13 protein-coding genes are annotated in these 17400 nt (G+C 36.8%); 10 read left to right on the top strand and 3 right to left on the bottom strand.

The features are described from left to right. Nucleotides 1-339: 339 nt before the first annotated feature. Complete coding sequence (locus GYM76_RS06005) at nucleotides 340-1518, bottom strand: carbohydrate porin (protein ID WP_220224886.1); 1179 nt, start codon at nucleotides 1516-1518, stop codon at nucleotides 340-342. A gap of 347 nt (nucleotides 1519-1865) precedes the next feature. Here GYM76_RS06005 and prfA point away from each other — a divergent pair, with 347 nt between their 5' ends. The 5 genes from prfA (at nucleotide 1866) to GYM76_RS05980 (ending at nucleotide 9144) form a co-directional block, all read left to right on the top strand. After that, nucleotides 1866-2951, top strand: coding sequence for a peptide chain release factor 1 (gene prfA, locus GYM76_RS06000; protein WP_065561918.1), 1086 nt, complete (start codon nucleotides 1866-1868; stop codon nucleotides 2949-2951). Continuing rightward, entirely contained in the window at nucleotides 2948-3784 is an 837-nt protein-coding gene (prmC, locus tag GYM76_RS05995; RefSeq protein WP_065561917.1) for a peptide chain release factor N(5)-glutamine methyltransferase, read from the top strand. The genes prfA and prmC overlap by 4 nt, the downstream gene beginning before the upstream one ends. A gap of 17 nt (nucleotides 3785-3801) precedes the next feature. Continuing rightward, a complete protein-coding gene (gene kdsA / locus GYM76_RS05990; protein WP_065561962.1) occupies nucleotides 3802-4656 on the top strand; it encodes a 3-deoxy-8-phosphooctulonate synthase in 855 nt (284 codons plus the stop codon). A 408-nt stretch (nucleotides 4657-5064) separates the two neighbouring features. Further along, nucleotides 5065-6480, top strand: coding sequence for an OprD family outer membrane porin (locus GYM76_RS05985; RefSeq protein ID WP_081299435.1), 1416 nt, complete (start codon nucleotides 5065-5067; stop codon nucleotides 6478-6480). Between the two features lie 9 nt (nucleotides 6481-6489). Beyond that, nucleotides 6490-9144 carry a beta-N-acetylhexosaminidase gene (locus GYM76_RS05980; protein WP_220224885.1) on the top strand — a complete coding sequence of 885 codons (2655 nt, stop codon included), beginning with the start codon at nucleotides 6490-6492 and terminating at the stop codon, nucleotides 9142-9144. 79 nt (nucleotides 9145-9223) lie between these two features. On the opposite strand, the gene rraB is transcribed toward GYM76_RS05980, so the two are convergent. Further along, nucleotides 9224-9610 (bottom strand): ribonuclease E inhibitor RraB, encoded by a 387-nt coding sequence (gene rraB / locus GYM76_RS05975; RefSeq protein ID WP_220224884.1) that lies wholly within the window; start codon nucleotides 9608-9610, stop codon nucleotides 9224-9226. Nucleotides 9611-9638: 28 nt separating this feature from the next. Here rraB and GYM76_RS05970 point away from each other — a divergent pair, with 28 nt between their 5' ends. The 4 genes from GYM76_RS05970 to rluB all read left to right on the top strand — a co-directional run bounded on the left by GYM76_RS05970 (nucleotide 9639) and on the right by rluB (nucleotide 12835). Beyond that, nucleotides 9639-10511 carry a PHP domain-containing protein gene (locus tag GYM76_RS05970; protein ID WP_220224883.1) on the top strand — a complete coding sequence of 291 codons (873 nt, stop codon included), beginning with the start codon at nucleotides 9639-9641 and terminating at the stop codon, nucleotides 10509-10511. A gap of 66 nt (nucleotides 10512-10577) precedes the next feature. Next, nucleotides 10578-11198, top strand: a complete 621-nt coding sequence (locus tag GYM76_RS05965) for an L-threonylcarbamoyladenylate synthase (protein WP_065561914.1) — start codon at nucleotides 10578-10580, stop codon at nucleotides 11196-11198. Between the two features lie 29 nt (nucleotides 11199-11227). Next, nucleotides 11228-11932 (top strand): DUF3592 domain-containing protein, encoded by a 705-nt coding sequence (locus tag GYM76_RS05960; protein WP_220224882.1) that lies wholly within the window; start codon nucleotides 11228-11230, stop codon nucleotides 11930-11932. A 42-nt stretch (nucleotides 11933-11974) separates the two neighbouring features. Beyond that, nucleotides 11975-12835, top strand: coding sequence for a 23S rRNA pseudouridine(2605) synthase RluB (rluB, locus tag GYM76_RS05955; protein WP_220224881.1), 861 nt, complete (start codon nucleotides 11975-11977; stop codon nucleotides 12833-12835). A 303-nt stretch (nucleotides 12836-13138) separates the two neighbouring features. Here the strand turns inward: rluB and GYM76_RS05950 are convergent, their stop codons facing one another. Further along, entirely contained in the window at nucleotides 13139-14155 is a 1017-nt protein-coding gene (locus GYM76_RS05950) for an amidohydrolase family protein (RefSeq protein ID WP_065734544.1), read from the bottom strand. A gap of 1261 nt (nucleotides 14156-15416) precedes the next feature. Here GYM76_RS05950 and GYM76_RS05945 point away from each other — a divergent pair. Then, nucleotides 15417-16712, top strand: a complete 1296-nt coding sequence (locus GYM76_RS05945) for a hypothetical protein (RefSeq protein WP_220224880.1) — start codon at nucleotides 15417-15419, stop codon at nucleotides 16710-16712. Nucleotides 16713-17400 lie beyond the last annotated feature (688 nt).

The following is a 17400-nucleotide window of genomic DNA, read 5'->3' as shown; positions in this document are numbered from 1 at the left end:
TTTTCACATTATCGGAAAAGTACGAATAAAAACTTACAATTTCGACAATCTTATTTATTAAAAATGATCTAATGATTCGCAAAATGATAAATTACAATATCAAAAAAAGTTGAGGAGCGGGGTTTTTGAAGGTGTTTTTTGTAAAATTATGGGAAATAAAATTGTAGCTAAAATTCTTTTTTATAATGAGAGTCTTCTAATTGATAAGAAAAAATTGATTTTAATATCATTAATAATTATTAATTGGTTGATCATTTAACTAACTAGCCAAAAGCAATAAAAAAGCCAGTTTTAAAAATAAGTATTAAACTGGCTTAATCGAGAATTTACTTCAACTAATTAAAAGAAGTATTTAAATCTTACACGAGCACCATAACGATCATCGGTGTTATCGCCATGAGATTTACTTCTATCAAGTAATGACCAATAAGCACCTAAATAGATATTAAAATTATCCATATCTAACACATCATCAATTAGATATGAGGCATTAACAGTATGAATTTTATATTTACCTTTGCTATTTATATGGCCATCTTTAACACGATTATATGGATTAAATTTTTTGATATCATTGTTCGCAAATAAGTAACCTAAGCCGATTTTTTCCCAAACAATATTGGTGCCAATGGTCATATCTTTTTCATCTTTAGCATTCATATAAGCAAAGCTGGCATTGAATCTGAATCCTGCTGCGTCCCAATCGCCTTGATTGTTCCATGAAAAAGTCGCGCCATAACCAGTTCTTTGTGATTGATCGCGGAATTTACCGTTATCATCATGATAACCGTAAGCATTTTTTACCACATTTGTTTCGGCAGCAATTGCGGTTGAAATGCTTTCATTTTTCCATGATAAAACTGGACGTAAATAGACCACGTTTTTCTTCTTATCAATTTCATAACCATGATAAGCCGATTTATTAAACATTTTCTCGCCATTATTGACCAATGCATTTAACTCAAAATTGACATTATCAAATAGCGGTGTATTTAATTGAATACCGCCACCATTATTACTACGTCCACGACCCTCTTTCAACATATAGATATAGCCAAAGCCGTCTTCATATAAATCATTGGCAGTATTACCTGAATATTCAATAAAGGTATCTTGTCCAAGCGGGAACATATCATAAGCTTCATAACGACCAATTTTAATATTCCACTCGTTTTTCTGACCAAAATAAAATGCCGCATCATCCAGATTCACATCACCACCTAAATCTGCTAAGGGTTGCACCATGAATCCAGCAAAGTTTTTGTTGTTAATTTCACGATAGCCATCTAAACCAATCAATATACGACCATTGATATCCCAACGATCTTTGTCAGAAGGTTTATTTTTTTTATCAGCAGTCTCCCTCAAAGAACTAAGTTGCTGTTTGCTACTAGCGGCATCCACATTAAATTCGACGTCTCCATATAACTTTAACTGTCCTTGCGGAGTATCCCATTGAATAGCCGCATTTGCCATTGAACTTAACCCAATCAGACTACACATAAACATCTTCTTCATAAAATTAACTCCTTGAATAGTTATAATATTTAACAACAGTTTTATGTATGCGATAACAAAATTTAAAGCAAAATGGTGGTTCAATCTTAATAAAAGCGTTATTGATTCGTGATGACATCGTTTACAAATGATGTTATATGGAGTTAAGTAAATTTAAAATGACCAAAATTGAAATCTGTGACACGTGTAACATTTTTTATTCAATCTAATAATCATATCCTCACCAATACAGTGCAATTAACAATATTGTTTAGCTTAGCCATAAGTAAGTAGAAACTGTATTTTAAAGGCAATTAAGTATATAATGCCGGGCAAATTCAATTAATCATTATCAAATATATAGAGTTATGAAACCTTCAATTATCAGTAAATTGGAAACGCTACAAGAGCGTTATGAAGAGGTTCAAGCATTACTATCTGATGCAACGGTTATTGCCGATCAAAACCGATTTCGAACCCTTTCAAAAGAATATGCACAATTAACCGATGTGGTTAAGTGCTTTGCTAATTGGCAGCAAACTCAAGAAGATATCGAAACTGCCAAGATGATGCTATCTGATCCTGAAATGAGTGAAATGGCTCAAGAAGAGTTAAATGAAGCCATGGCTCAAGTTGAACAGCAAGAAAAACAATTACAAGTACTCCTGTTACCGAAAGATCCGAATGATGACTACAACTGTTTTGTTGAAGTTAGAGCGGGCACAGGCGGTGATGAAGCTGCAATCTTTGCTGGTGATTTAGCCAGAATGTACACAAGATACGCCGAATCTCGCAACTGGCGTGTTGAAATCATGAGTGCAAATGATGGTGAATATGGCGGTTATAAAGAAGTGATCATGTTAGTCAGTGGTGATGGAGTCTATGGCCACTTAAAATTTGAATCAGGTGGACATCGTGTTCAACGCGTACCTGAAACTGAGTCACAAGGGCGTATTCACACATCTGCTTGTACTGTTGCTGTTTTACCTGAGATTCCTGAAGCAGAAATGCCAGAAATCAATCCAGCGGATTTAAAAATTGACACCTACCGTTCATCCGGTGCAGGTGGTCAGCATGTTAATACCACTGATTCAGCAATCCGTATTACCCATATTCCAACTGGGATTGTGGTTGAATGTCAGGATGAACGTTCACAACATAAAAACAAAGCGAAAGCGATGTCTGTATTAGTTGCACGTATACAAGATGCCGAAGCGCGCAAACGTCAACAAGAAGAAGCATCAACCAGACGTAACTTATTAGGTTCGGGTGATCGTTCAGACCGTATTCGAACATATAACTATCCTCAAGGACGGGTTACTGACCACCGTATAAATCTCACCATTTATCGCTTAGATGAAGTGATGGAAGGTAAATTAGATATGCTAATTGAACCAATAGTACAAGAGTACCAAGCAGATCAGCTTGCAGCGTTATCGGAACAGGATGAATGACCTATTTAGAATGGCTTAAATTTGCGTCGCAAACCTTAACTGAAAGCGAAAGCCCAAAACGTGATGCAGAAATTTTATTGAGTTTTGTAACTCATAGAACACGCACCTTTTTAATGGCTTTTAGTGAAACATCATTAACTGACGATGAAGTCATTGCGTTAGATGCTTATTTAAAAAGACGTCAAGAAGGTGAGCCAATTGCCTACATAACAGGTGAAAAAGAATTTTGGTCATTAAAATTTAATGTCTCCAACTCGACATTAATCCCGCGCCCCGATACTGAAAAGCTTGTTGAACTTGGTTTAGAATATTTGCCAAAGGTACCTTGTGAAGTTTTGGATTTGGGGACTGGAACCGGAGCGATAGCAATCGCCATGGCAACTGAACGTCCTGATTGCTTATTTACCGCAATCGAAAAAAACAAAGATGCGTTAATATTAGCTCAAAAAAATGCCAAGCAAATCGATGTTAATAATGTTTACTTTTTACTGGGTGATTGGTATAAGCCGATAAAAAATCGTAAATTTTCTATGATTACCAGTAATCCCCCTTATATTGATCCAACCGATGTTCATCTATCGCAAGGCGACGTTCGTTATGAGCCTCGCAGTGCATTAGTTTCTGAAGATGATGGACTTGCCGATATTAAAGTCATTGTACAAGGCGCAACTAAACATTTAAATCAATATGGTTGGCTGCTAATCGAGCATGGTTGGAAACAGGGCTTAGCGGTGCAAACTATTTTTAAACAACACGGATTTCAATTAGTCGAAACCTTCACCGATTACAGTGGCAATGACAGAGTCACACTTGGTCGTTGGTTTAAACCTTAACTAGGAATGAGTTTATGATTAAACAAAAAAAAGTAAAAGTAGGTAATATCACGGTAGCTAATGATTTACCGTTTGTATTATTTGGTGGTATGAATGTGCTTGAATCACGCGATTTAGCCATGAAAATTTGTGAACACTATGTCACAGTAACCGATAAACTGAATATTCCTTATATTTTCAAAGCCTCTTTTGACAAAGCTAATCGCTCATCAGTTCATTCTTATCGAGGACCAGGGTTAGAAGAGGGGATGAAAATCTTCCAAGAATTAAAACAGCAATTTGGTATAAAAATTATCACTGACGTTCATACCGAAGAGCAGTGCCAACCCGTTGCAGATGTCGTTGATGTTATTCAATTACCCGCTTTTTTGGCAAGACAAACAGACCTAGTTGTTGCAATGGCGAAAACTGGTGCGGTAATCAATGTCAAAAAACCACAATTTGTTAGCCCAGGACAAATGGGCAATATTGTCGAAAAATTTGAAGAAGCGGGTAATGACCAAGTTATCCTTTGTGATCGTGGTAGCTGCTTTGGTTATGACAACCTTGTTGTTGATATGCTTGGCTTTAACGTAATGAAAAAAGTTAGCAAGGGTTCGCCAGTGATTTTTGATGTAACTCATGCGCTACAATGTCGTGACCCAATGGGAGCAGCGTCAGGTGGTCGTCGTGGTCAAGTTACTGAATTAGCTCGTTCAGGGATGGCGGTAGGTATTGCCGGATTATTCTTAGAATCACATCCTGATCCAAGTCATGCAAAATGTGATGGTCCATCAGCATTACCGTTAGCAAAACTTGAACCATTCTTAAAACAGATGAAAGCCATTGATGAATTAGTAAAAAGTTTTGAAGAGCTAGATACTGAAAACTAATTGCGCTATCAATTCCTAAGAGAGATGTTATACATTTCTCTTTTTTTTACCTATTACTCACCCCATTAAACTTATTCATTTCATTACTAATTCTGCCCTTAATTTCATGACTTAAAAACCATCAAAAAAATAGAGCTTAATTAATTTATCACGTAAAAAAAGAGCCGAAAATCCCACAAAAATAAGCCGAATTTTCATCATTTTGGTGATTTAGATCACGAATTTAGATTAATTAATTTGCGAACTAAAATATGTTTATGCATTATAAAAATGCATATTTGTCCAATCTCGACCTAAATATGTTTCGTAGTTTAGAAAGCAATTCAAAGTAATAACGAATTTAGTTTGGCTTATAGCATCCGATTAAAGCAATTTAGCGGTCAGTTATATAAATATGGGAATGAAATTATGAGTCTGGATAATGCACTTGGTTTACCCTATCGTTTTAATCATTTTACTAAACTTTTTTTATCGATAACCATTTTAAGTAGCATATGCCCCGCACAAGCTCAATATGCTAGTGAATTTATTGATGATGCATCATTAACCGGTAACGTATTTTTTTGGAATCGTGATCGAGAAAGAAAAAATATTGAAGAACATAAATATGAAAAAAACCTCAGGCACTCATCATTCAACACAAATTTAGATTTTAGATCAGGCTATATTGCTGATCACCTTGGTATTGAACTGGGCGGATATGGTGCATGGGAAGTCAGTAACGGTGGCAATGGTCATCCTAATGAAATTGGTTTTAGTGGCGCACGCACCCGCTGGGATGAGGATTGGAAAAAAGATGTCAGTGGTGTGAGTTTTTATAAAGCACAGGTCAATTTTAAACAAGATGAACGGTTTTGGCTAAAAGCCGGTTTTATTCAGCCATCTGGTCAAACACTATTAGCCCCTCACTGGAGTTTATTACCGGGTACTTATCGAGGTTTTGAATTAGGCACAACGCTCGATTTTGATCAAGCTGGTGCCTTATCGATGTCTTATATGTGGACAGATAAATATAAAGCGCCATGGTACAAACGCCTTTATGAATTTAAACAATGGGGAAAAGGGAAGAAGATTGATTATCTACACTCAGCCGGTTTGAAATATGACTTTAAAAATGATTTAGTGTTAGAAACCGCCTTTGGTCAAGCCAAAAATTACATGAATCAATATTTTGGTAAAGCATCTTATAAAACAGATATGCTTGATAATCCGTTAACCATGAGTTATCAATTTTATGGTGCCAAAGACCAGTCTCATAAAGGGGATAAGGTCTATGACGGCTTAGCATGGTTACAAGCGGCAACATTAGCTTACCAAGTTGGACCAGTTGGTCTACGCCTTGAAGGGGTAGCAATTAAGGCTGAAGGTAAACAAGGCTTCTTTTTACAACGTATGACGCCAGATTATGCTTCATCTAATGGACGACTAGATGTTTGGTGGAACTCACGATCGGACTTTAATGCTAATGGTGAAAAAGCCCTATTTGCTGAAGTGACTTACGATTTAGGGAATCTATCAACGTATCTAACCGGCTGGAGAACGGGGGCATCTTATGCTTTTGGTTGGGATGCAAAACCAAATTCAATAGCAAAAAATCAAAAGAATCGCTTAGTTGAATCAGCTTACAATTTTGATTTAGGCTACACTATTCAAGACACTTGGGCTAAAGACACCTCTTTCCAATTACATTACACCAAATATAATAACCATGAAAATCATATCAACAGTTGGGGTGGTGGATATGGCAACATTTTCCAAGATGAACGAGATATCAAGTTTATTGTCACAATACCTTTCACTGTGTTTCAAGCAAAGCAAAAATAGGGAAATATTATGAAAAAATCTAAAATATTGTTTACTTCAATCGTTTCTCTGCTAAGTTTTGGAGTATCTTCTTCGGCTTACGCCTCTCAGAAAATTGTTGATGAAATAAGTTCAAAGCTTAGTGTCAAATATACTATTGTTGATAATCAAGCTGGTGAACATGGTGTTGATTGTGCAATTTTAGGTGCTGATTGGGCATCTTGTTTCAAAGCTACAATCTCGTTAAACAATGATGGCGAAGCTATCAACGACAAAGATTGGGCAATCTATTTTAGTAGTATCAGAATGATATTGGCGGTTGACAACGATCAATTCAAAATCACTCATCTTACCGGTGATCTTCATAAAATAGAGCCAACTGAAAAATTTACCGGATTTCCGGCTAAAGCCAGCATAGATATACCTATTATCGGTGAGTATTGGCAGTTAAGCGAATCGGATGTTATCCCTCGCTGGTATGTAACATCAACCGACGCTACACCAAAAGTGATCAGTAATACGGAATTCGATGATTTTGTTTCCCTAACCGGTGAACAGTGGAAGCGCACGCCCGATGATCATAATATTTTAATGACGACGGTTAATCGATTTGAACGTAATGCCGATATTAAGCCACTTGATAAAAAGGCCATGCGTGGGCAAATTATTCCAACGCCGGTGAAACTTACCCTTGCTGAAAAAGATATACAGCTTGGTAAAAATGGCATTCATCTTCAATTAAAAGGACTTAATGACGCCAGCTTAGCCGTACTCAATCAACAATTTAACAATTTAAATATCCCATTAACGGATAAAGGTTATAAGATTGTAGCAAATATTGATGCGGCCAAATTTAAAAATGGCGTATCAGGTGCTTATCAACTGAATATTGGCGATAAGCAAGCGACTATAACTGCCTTTGATGAACGCGGAATTTTTTATGGTGTAGAATCGATCTTATCGTTGATTCCCGTTAACGAAAACCCAACCATTGCTATGCTAAAAGTCGAAGATTACCCACGCTTTGACTATCGTGGCATTATGTTAGACACCGGACGTAACTTTAAAACAAAGCAAGCGGTATTAAGATTACTCGATCAAATGGCGAGTTATAAATTAAACAAATTCCATTTTCACCTTAGTGATGATGAAGGATGGCGAATTGAGATCCCAGGTCTTCCGGAATTGACCGAGGTCGGTAGCAAGCGTTGTCATGATCTGAGCGAAAACAAATGCCTATTACCGCAATTAGGATCAGGACCTGATAGTGATAATTTAGGTAGTGGCTACTTTAGTCGTGATGATTACATTGAAATTGTCAAATATGCTAAAGATCGCTTTATTGAGGTGATCCCTGAAATTGATATGCCAGCACATGCCAGAGCTGCAATTGTGTCTATGGAAGCACGTTATCAACGCCTAATGCAAGAAGGTAAACAAGCAGAAGCTAATGAGTTTCGTTTAGTTGATCCAAGTGATGATTCAAATACCACAACGGTACAATTTTACGATCGAAAAAGTTACCTAAATCCTTGCTTAGATTCATCTAAACGCTTTGTCGATAAAGTGATCACTGAAATTGCCAAAATGCATAATCAAGCAGGACAACCACTGACTGTTTGGCACTTTGGCGGTGATGAAGCCAAAAATATTCGACTTGGTCCGGGATATCAAGATATCCACGCAAAAGAGGCGGGTAAAGGCTTAATCGATCAAAGCATTGAAGATCTACCGTGGGCAAAATCCCAAGCCTGCCAAACATTGGTTAAACAAGGCACCATCAAAGATATAAAACATCTACCGAGTTATTTTGCTATTGAAGCCAGTAAAATAGTTAAAAATCATGGCATCAATCACATGCAAGCATGGCAAGACGGCGTAAAATATGCCGAAAGTGCCAAAGACTTCGCTGTCGATAAAGTCACTGTTAACTTTTGGGACACACTTTACTGGGGTGGTTTTGACTCAGCGAGTGAATGGACCAACAAAGGTTATCAAATAGTGATATCGAATCCTGATTATGTTTATCTTGATTTTCCTTACGAAGTTAATACGTTAGAACCCGGTTATTATTGGGCTACTCGTTTTAATGATGAACGTAAAATATTTAGCTTCGCGCCAAATAACTTACCTCAAAATGCTGAAACATCCGTTGATCGTGATGGAAACCCATTCAATGCTAAAGGCACGTTAGATTGGTCTGGCAGTTACGGCTTATCCGCACAACTATGGAGCGAAATTGTTCGTACTGATAATCAGATGGAATATATGATATATCCAAGGTTAATAGCTGTCGCGGAACGAGCATGGCATCAAGCTGATTGGGAAATTGCTTACCAAAAAGATCGTGAATTTTCGAAAGGAACGACGCATTATGTCAATCAAAACCAATTACTTAAAGATTGGACATTATTTGCTAATTTAGTGGGACAACGCGAATTATCCAAACTTGATTTAGCCAAAATTGTTTATCGCTTACCAACACCGGGGGCGAAAATTGAAAATGGTAAACTCATTGCTAATATCGTCTATCCGGGATTAGCCATTGAATATTCAACTAATCAAGGCGAAAGTTGGCAGCGTTATAAAGGACCCGTTGCCATTAACAATGTCGAACACGTATTGGTTCGTAGTGTCTCTCCAAATCAGAAAAGAACCAGTAGGGCTGTAGGCTTAAAAATGTAAAATATAATTCTTATCCGCTATTTTAGCGGATAAGAATAAATCCCAAAAAGTTGAAGGGTGATTAAGAAGGGGGGATTAATTAGTGCAAAGTTTCCACATCTTCAGCATCATCATCACTGCCATCCTCGAAGTAGGTTCCCCAACCGTCATAATTAACCCCGAATTGGTTTGCCAATGTAATCACCTGAGCAATTTGATTATTGATTGACTCAGCATTTAACGGACTTTCAGCGATAATATCAAAACCAATAACAACATTGCCTTCATCATCAACATCCTCATCAGGATCGGTTGCTTCATAGCCTAATTTATAAGCTTCTACTGCCACTTTTTCGAGCTGATCGAAGTTTTGTGATGAGATATGGTACTCAATAATATACATAGCATGTGGATCACTACCGTCTTCTAAAAGTTCCTGAATAATAGCAAGAGTGTCTTGCTGAGCAAGCTGAATTTGATCTTTCATAATATACCTTTTAGTGGTCGTGCAAATTGTGTGGTATATTACACGTTTAAAAATAATTTTCGAGAAAAAAGTGATTGTCGACTTACATTCGCACACAACTGCATCAGATGGCATCTTAACGCCAACTGAACTGGTTAAAAGAGCTACAGATAATCAAATCAACATGCTAGCTATCACCGATCACGATACGATCAAAGGTTTGCCTGAAGCAAAAGAGACTATCGCGCGTGAAAACTTACCAGTAAAATTGATTTACGGTGTAGAGATATCGACGATATGGAAAAATAGCGAAATTCATATTGTTGGATTGAATGTCGATATTGAAAATACGCAGTTGCTTGAATTGTTATTAGCCCAAGAAAAAGGCCGAATTGATAGAGCAATAAGCATTAGTGAAAAATTGGCTAAAGTCAATATTCACGACGCTTATCAACAAGCCCAACAATATTCGAAAGGCGATATCGTTTCTCGAGCCCATTTTGCTCGCTTTTTAGTGGCTAATGGTTATGTCAAAGATATGAAACGAGCATTTAAAAAATACCTAGGCAAAGGTGGTTATGCTTATGTTCCGGCCAATTGTTGCGGTATTGCTGATGCGATTAATGCCATTCATTCTGCTGGTGGACAAGCTGTATTAGCACACCCATCTCGTTATGATTTGACCCTAACTAAATTAAAATTATTAATTAGTGAATTTAAAACATTCGGCGGTGATGCGATTGAAGTTTCACAAAGCCGACAAACACAAGATGATTTACAAAAACTAGCCAAACTGGCTAATGAATTTGAGTTATTGGCTTCGCAAGGCTCTGATTTTCATGATTTGGTCAATTATCTTGATTTAGGTAAAACAACACCATTGCCGGGTAGCGTAACACCTATATGGCATGATTGGATATAAATTAAACCGTGATGAAAAACACCGTTCCTCACATTTTTTAACCAGCAATCAACAAAGAAGAATATTATGAGCCAAACATTTTATATTCACCCAGATAATCCACAAACAAGATTATTAGATCAAGTTGTCAAAATATTAAATGACGGCGGTGTAATAGCATTTCCGACTGATTCCGGTTATTCGCTAGGTTGTTTGCTTGATAACAAGTATGGTGTAGATCGCATTTGCCAAATTCGCAACCTTGATAAACACCATAACTTCACCTTAATGTGTCGTGATCTATCCGAACTCTCATCTTATGCGTTCGTTGATAACACCACTTTTCGGTTGCTAAAAAACAATACACCCGGAAAATACGTCTTCATCTTACCTGCAAGTAAAGAAGTGCCACGACGCTTAATGAACGAAAAACGCAAAACCATAGGACTTCGCATTCCCGATAATAAAATAGATTTAGCGCTTCTCGAATTACTTGGACAACCTTTAATGACCACCACGCTAATTTTACCTAACGAAAATGAAGCCCAGTCTGATCCTGAAGAGATAGAAGATAAAATTGGTCATCAACTTGATGCCATCGTTCATGGTGGCTATATCAGCGAACAACCAACCACCGTTATTGATCTAACTCACGATTATCCTGATATTATTCGAGAAGGAAGTGGTGATACTTCACCTTTTAAATAAAAAAAATTAAACATTATATAGGGAAAGAAATGAAGAAAATAATGGCACTTATTTTAATTATAAGTATTGGATTAATGTCATTGGTACTCTATCTATCGATAAAACAGATCAATTTTATTAACTCTTCACTAAGTACTACCGGCACCGTTATTGACTTTGAAGAGTCGTATTCAAAAGATTCTAATGGCAATCGATCCGTATCTTATTATCCTATCTTTCAATTTGTTGATACTCAGGAACAAGTCAGAAAGGTTAAATCAAATGTTGGTAGTAATCCTTCAGCTTATCAGAAAGGTGATGTGGTTGATATTATCTATGATCCGCAAAACGCTGATCATGCTAAAATTAACGATACTTTCTCAATGTGGCTTGGAGAAATAATTTTAGGCATACTCGCAAGCCTACTATTTTTAACAAGTGGTGGTTATTTTTATTTTAAATCTAAAAAAAATAAACTAAAACGAGCATTGTTAGCAAGTGGCCGACAAATTGAAGCCAAGATAAATTCGATTGAAAAAAATACCGCATTAACTGTCCGAGGTCGCTCTCCTTACATCATTTATAGCCAGTGGCAAGACAGAACAACACCCGATGAGATTCATCTTTTTAAAAGTGAAAACATTTGGTTTGATCCAAAACCTTTCATTAATCAAGAGACAATAACCGTCTATATTGATGAAGCAAACCCAAAACGTTATTATGTCGATATACGTTTTTTACCCAAGGTAAAATAAACCAACTTTAGATAAAGATACCTGTGAAGGTAGCGAGGCAAAATGAAAAAATTGAATTCTGAAAAATTACAAAAAGTATTAGCCAATTTAGGCAATGGTTCTCGTCGTGAGATTGAAGCCATGATCGTAGCTGGCAAAATTAGCGTTGACGGTAAAATAGCAACGCTAGGTGATCGCGTTGACGTCAATGCCAACCCTAAAATCCGTATCAACGGCCACTTAGTCCAGTTAAGAAGCAAAGAAAAAGAAGTCTGTCGCGTACTAGCTTACTATAAACCAGAAGGGGAGATCTGCTCTCGCCATGATCCGCAAGGTCGTGCAAACGTATTTGAACGATTACCACGAATAAAAAACGCACGCTGGATCAATATTGGTCGGCTTGATATTAATACCTCTGGATTATTACTCTTCACAACCGATGGCGAACTAGCCAACCGCCTTATGCACCCAAGGCATGAAATCGAACGGGAATATGCGGTACGAGTATTCGGCAATATTACCGACCAACAACTGAATCAACTTCGCAAAGGTGTACAGCTTGAAGATGGTCCAGCTGCATTTAACTCCATCAAACCACAAGGTGGGGATGGCTTAAATCAGTGGTTCAATGTGGTTATTACTGAAGGTCGCAACCGAGAAGTCCGTCGCATGTGGGAAGCCGTAGGTGTCCAAGTTAGCCGATTACTCCGAATTCGCTATGGTAATATCACCTTACCGAAAGGCTTATCTCGTGGCACATGGATGGAACTAAACATAGACTCGGTTAATTACTTACGACAATTAGTAGGCTTACCAGAGGAAGTAAAAAGCTTTACCAGCAAATCAACCTCAGAAAAGCGCATTCCAAAACGGGTTAAACTCAATCCAAGAACGAATAAACGCGTAAGAAAAACTCGCATTTAAAGTGCGATTAACCCTTAAATAAAATATTATTTAAGGGTTAAAAATCAATCCGCCAACCAGTCTTAACTTCTTTCATCAAGATGATCCCTTTTTATCAATAGACCCATGAATTAAAACAATTATACGCATAATCTATCTTCAAATTTCTACAACTTTAATCAAAGCAGATTAAATAGTGAAAAGACGATACGTAAGTAAGCTAAAAATAAAAAAATAAAGAGAAATGAAAACTATCGTCTATAAACAAAAAAATCCCACAAAAAGTGAGATTTTATAAAAATTTAAAATCAGATTTCTAGGCAATTATTCAAGCCCTAAAACCATTCGCCCATTTTTGGTTGCAACATTCACCACATTATCTAAATCAGTATAACGACAACCCGTCACGAGTAATTTAAGCTCTTCCCACATATTACCGGTTGAAAAAGGTAACATATAATCACTCACATTATCTGTACCGATTGCAACAGGAATACCCGCAGCAGCAAGTTCATCTACAGGCGTTAAAGAATTACGAGTAGGGCCATGTTCTTCACGACGAGGGCTATCAATCCAAGCAAATGGACAAGCAATCACCATCATCTTTGCCTCTTTCATTTTTTGATAAAGTTTTTGGCGATATTCCAAACTATGCGCAGTAATCGAAATACTATGAATAGCGACCACCTTACCATGCATACCATGCTCAATAGTTTTATCGGTAAGTTGCTCAGTCTCGATCTCATCTGATGAATTAAATTGATCAACATGCACATGTACCATTTTGCCTAATGATTTACCTGTTTGCATCAACACATCTAAATGGACAAGCCCCATACCTTCACCATGATCACGCTCATCACGACGAGGCAAGCCACCGATAATATCCACTAAATCAGCCCCTTTATCAAACCAATAACGCGCCTCTTTATCAATAACCCCTTTAAGCGTTTGGTTCACTAATTTAATGGTAATATCTTTTTTATACGTCTCGCGTGCCCGCAGAGCACCTCGAATCGCCCGTTCCTCAGCAATCGGATCAATATCAACAAACGACCCCATTGCTGACACACCTTGCTCAATCATCCGCTCAACTGCCATGCTAAAATGGCGATAATAATCATCTTCGCTCATAGCGGCTTTTACTTTATCAAGCGTATCCCATTTCTCAATCAACGTCTGTTTTTGATAGACATCAAAACTATCAACCGTAATGGTAAAAGCACGGTCTGCGTGCATATGTGAATTAACCCAACCACCATTTTGCTTAATTTTATTCATCAAATATGCTTTTAAACTTTGATCTCGACTCGTTGATAACAGGGTTTTACTATCGGTCATAATGGGCCTCTACAATTGAGTTACTTTTAAAATTAATTGGACAAAAAAAATCCCCCAAAAAGGAGGATCAAACTACTTTACATTCATTATTGTTTAGGACTGCAAAATTACAATTTGTCATAAATAGTTAACTTTAATCTTGAATAAATTGCAGAGAATTCTAATCATTTGAATGATAAGATCAAGCACTTTAAATTAAAAAATATTTAAACAAATGAAATGGTTAAAGTATTATTTTTGAGATTTTAACCCAACCAAATCATCATAAAATAGTCTATAGTTTCTAAACAAATAACCCAAACTTAGCTAACTGATTATTTAATAATAATTAACGAGAGTCGAAAAAATGAGATTAACATTATCAATGTAAAAATAATTGAGGAGTCTATACCGTCACAATATTGTATTGACTGCAAATTTAATAATTTATCAGTACAAAACAATAAAAGGGTTAATTCCAAACTCAACACAGCGCGACCAAATTTAACGCCAATTTTTACTAATCAAGGTGATATTCAGAAAAATTAGTAAAATCTTTAGAAAATGCCAAGTCATAACAATAATAGACAATCATTAAACCCAGTGAACGCCTTCTCCAGAATATTCTTAATCCCAATAAATAATATCTAAAGACAGCTTAAAAGCGTTGAAAACGGATAATCTTTTTAATAAAAAAGTTGAGGAGTGGGGTTTTTGATCTTCTAAATTCCATTTCAAAATTATTTAATGATCAATGTCATTGATTTTAAACTCAAAGATAAAATTTTCAGGATCAATAATCACATTCTTAAAGATTTGTAATTGAAATATATTTAATTAAAACAACAATTAACCAAATATCATTTTGATCCTTTTTAGATCTTATTTACTAAAGTTAACGCAAATGAGCGAAAAAAAGTGTTGCAACGTGTTTTTCCAATCACTATACTTTTTACGCGGTTTAGCTACGAGGCTAAAACGCAGCTTAGAAGTGTAAAATTTCAAATAAATCAAAAAACTACTTGACAGGATTGTCGCACATGTTTTATAATTTTCAACAGGCAACAGGCAACAGGCAACTTGGCCAACCTATAATTTAAATTCGTCTAAGTTCAGCTTCCAACATCTTTTTTATACCGATACTTATTTTTCCACGCAATTCTACGGAATTCTGCGTATTATCGCGCGATCCTTTTTCGGATCCTTTTTACGATCCTTTTCTCAATTATCCCGGCAGATTGTTTTTTTTGTGGCTCTTTTCCTTCCTTTTTCGGGTCACGCATTGACTTCACAGACAACTAGGAATGCGATACAGGGTAGTGCGCCGTATTTGACTTTCGACGGCGGTCGTACTCGTGTTGTTAATACTAACGATCTGCTCGGGATTACACTATCTGATGGTACACATTATACGCCTTCTACGAATACTTCATCTGATTCAAGACCTATCGTCTTGCCCGTTGAGGGGCAGAGTTTTGCTGATATTGGTATGTTGGTTCCTAATAGTGCTAATTCAGTCGATTTAAGTACACTTATCGGTCCACCTTATAATTATTGGGGGGATGATGATGGTGATAGTGACATTAATGCTACTGGTTCGTTAAGTTTATCTATCTTAGATAGATTTAATCAAGCTATATCACGTAATTCCGTGTTAATGGCTTGTAATTCTCCTTATGTTATTATGTTATCCAGTACTAACGGTACATTATCCACACGTTATGGTGTTCCTAATCGTATTGATTTCAGTGCTCGTAATGCGTATTATCACGTAATTCCTAAGACTACGCCGGTGCTTTGTTTTGTAAGATCTGCTTCGAATAGTGGTATAGATGGTCCTTCTTCGATGTGGAACCCTAGAGGTGGTTTTATCCCTCAGTCAACTGACCCATCACATTACGGTTTAAACTTTCCTACAACTGGCGCTAATGGACTGTACTTTGAATTAAATATTAGAGGTAGTCTTCAGCCATTGTCTTGGTCTTCGTCACCTGTTTCTCAGGGTGGTATCACAGTCACAATGTCTAATCCTACTGCTACACGCGTTCGTGTTACTTTAACTGGTCCTTACGCTACCACATCCCAGCATAATTCAGACAATCCTGGTCGTGTTTCCACTCCATCTTTGCCTCAGACCTTCGAGTTGGTCGGTCGTGACCGTCAAGGTAATCCTGTCGTTAAATATGGTTTTACTTTGAAGCAGTGGTTTGTTCACCGTGGTGATAAGGTTGATACTTATCCTAATACTTTATCTTGGTGTAATAGTATTGGTTATCGAATGCCTCGCGTAAAGGATTTAACCAACGCTGTTCATACTTATCCTGGTGTAGTCGTACCTAGTGCCACCCCTTCCTCACCAGGAAATGAGTTTATGCGTCATATAGGTTCTGGCTTTTTCTCGGAGTGGGGCGTTATGTCTTACTATCGCGTTGGCTTCATCAGCAATTGGCACTGGACTAGTGACCCCAATGTCTATGGTAATGCCCAGGATATCAATTTTGCCGTGCAAACAAACTCCGGTCATGTGAATGGGTACTCCTATCGTCAAACTCTCCCCGGGCTTTGTGCCTATCCTTAGTTTTTATTTCTTCGTCCTTAATCCTTAGGGCAGGGGTGGGAGTGATAAAAAATAGTATTAGGTGATTAAAAGTAAGCTACGAGTCAACGTCGTTTAGCCATAAAAAAAGCGATTTTGTGGCTTAGTGACGCTACAATTACCCGCCTCGGCGGGTTTATTTTTGTGGTTTTTTATCGAAAAAAAGTTGAGGAGAGGGGTTTTTGAGGTTTTAAATTTCACTTAAAAATTATTTAATGATCAACATCATTAATTCTAAATGCTAAGATAAAATTTTTCAGGATCAATAATTATAATTACTAAGGTTTTGTAAATGCTATATTTCCAATTAAAACAATATGTAGTTATTTTTTAACCATGTTATTTCATGATAATCTTTACGAAAGTTAACGATCTAAAGTAAAAAAAGTATTGCACCGTGTTTTTTCAGTCACTATACTTTTTACATAATTTTAGCGGGATAGCTAAAACAATAAATAAAAAAATATTAAATAAATCATAAATATACTTGACAGGATTGTCGCAGATGTTCTATAATTTTCAACAGGCAACAGGCAACAGGCAACTTGGCCAACCTATAATTTAAATTCGTCTAAGTTCAGCTCCCATCTTAAATTTTCCACTGACGTTTATTTTTCTACTGAATCAAGTGAAATTCAGCGAATTTTCGCGCGATCCTTTTTTCGATCCT

It is taken from the genome of Gilliamella sp. ESL0443, from assembly GCF_019469165.1.
GTDB classification, from domain to species: domain Bacteria; phylum Pseudomonadota; class Gammaproteobacteria; order Enterobacterales; family Orbaceae; genus Gilliamella; species Gilliamella apicola_E.
Note: the sequence above shows the minus strand (reverse complement) of the source record. Positions and strands in the feature narration are given on the sequence as shown.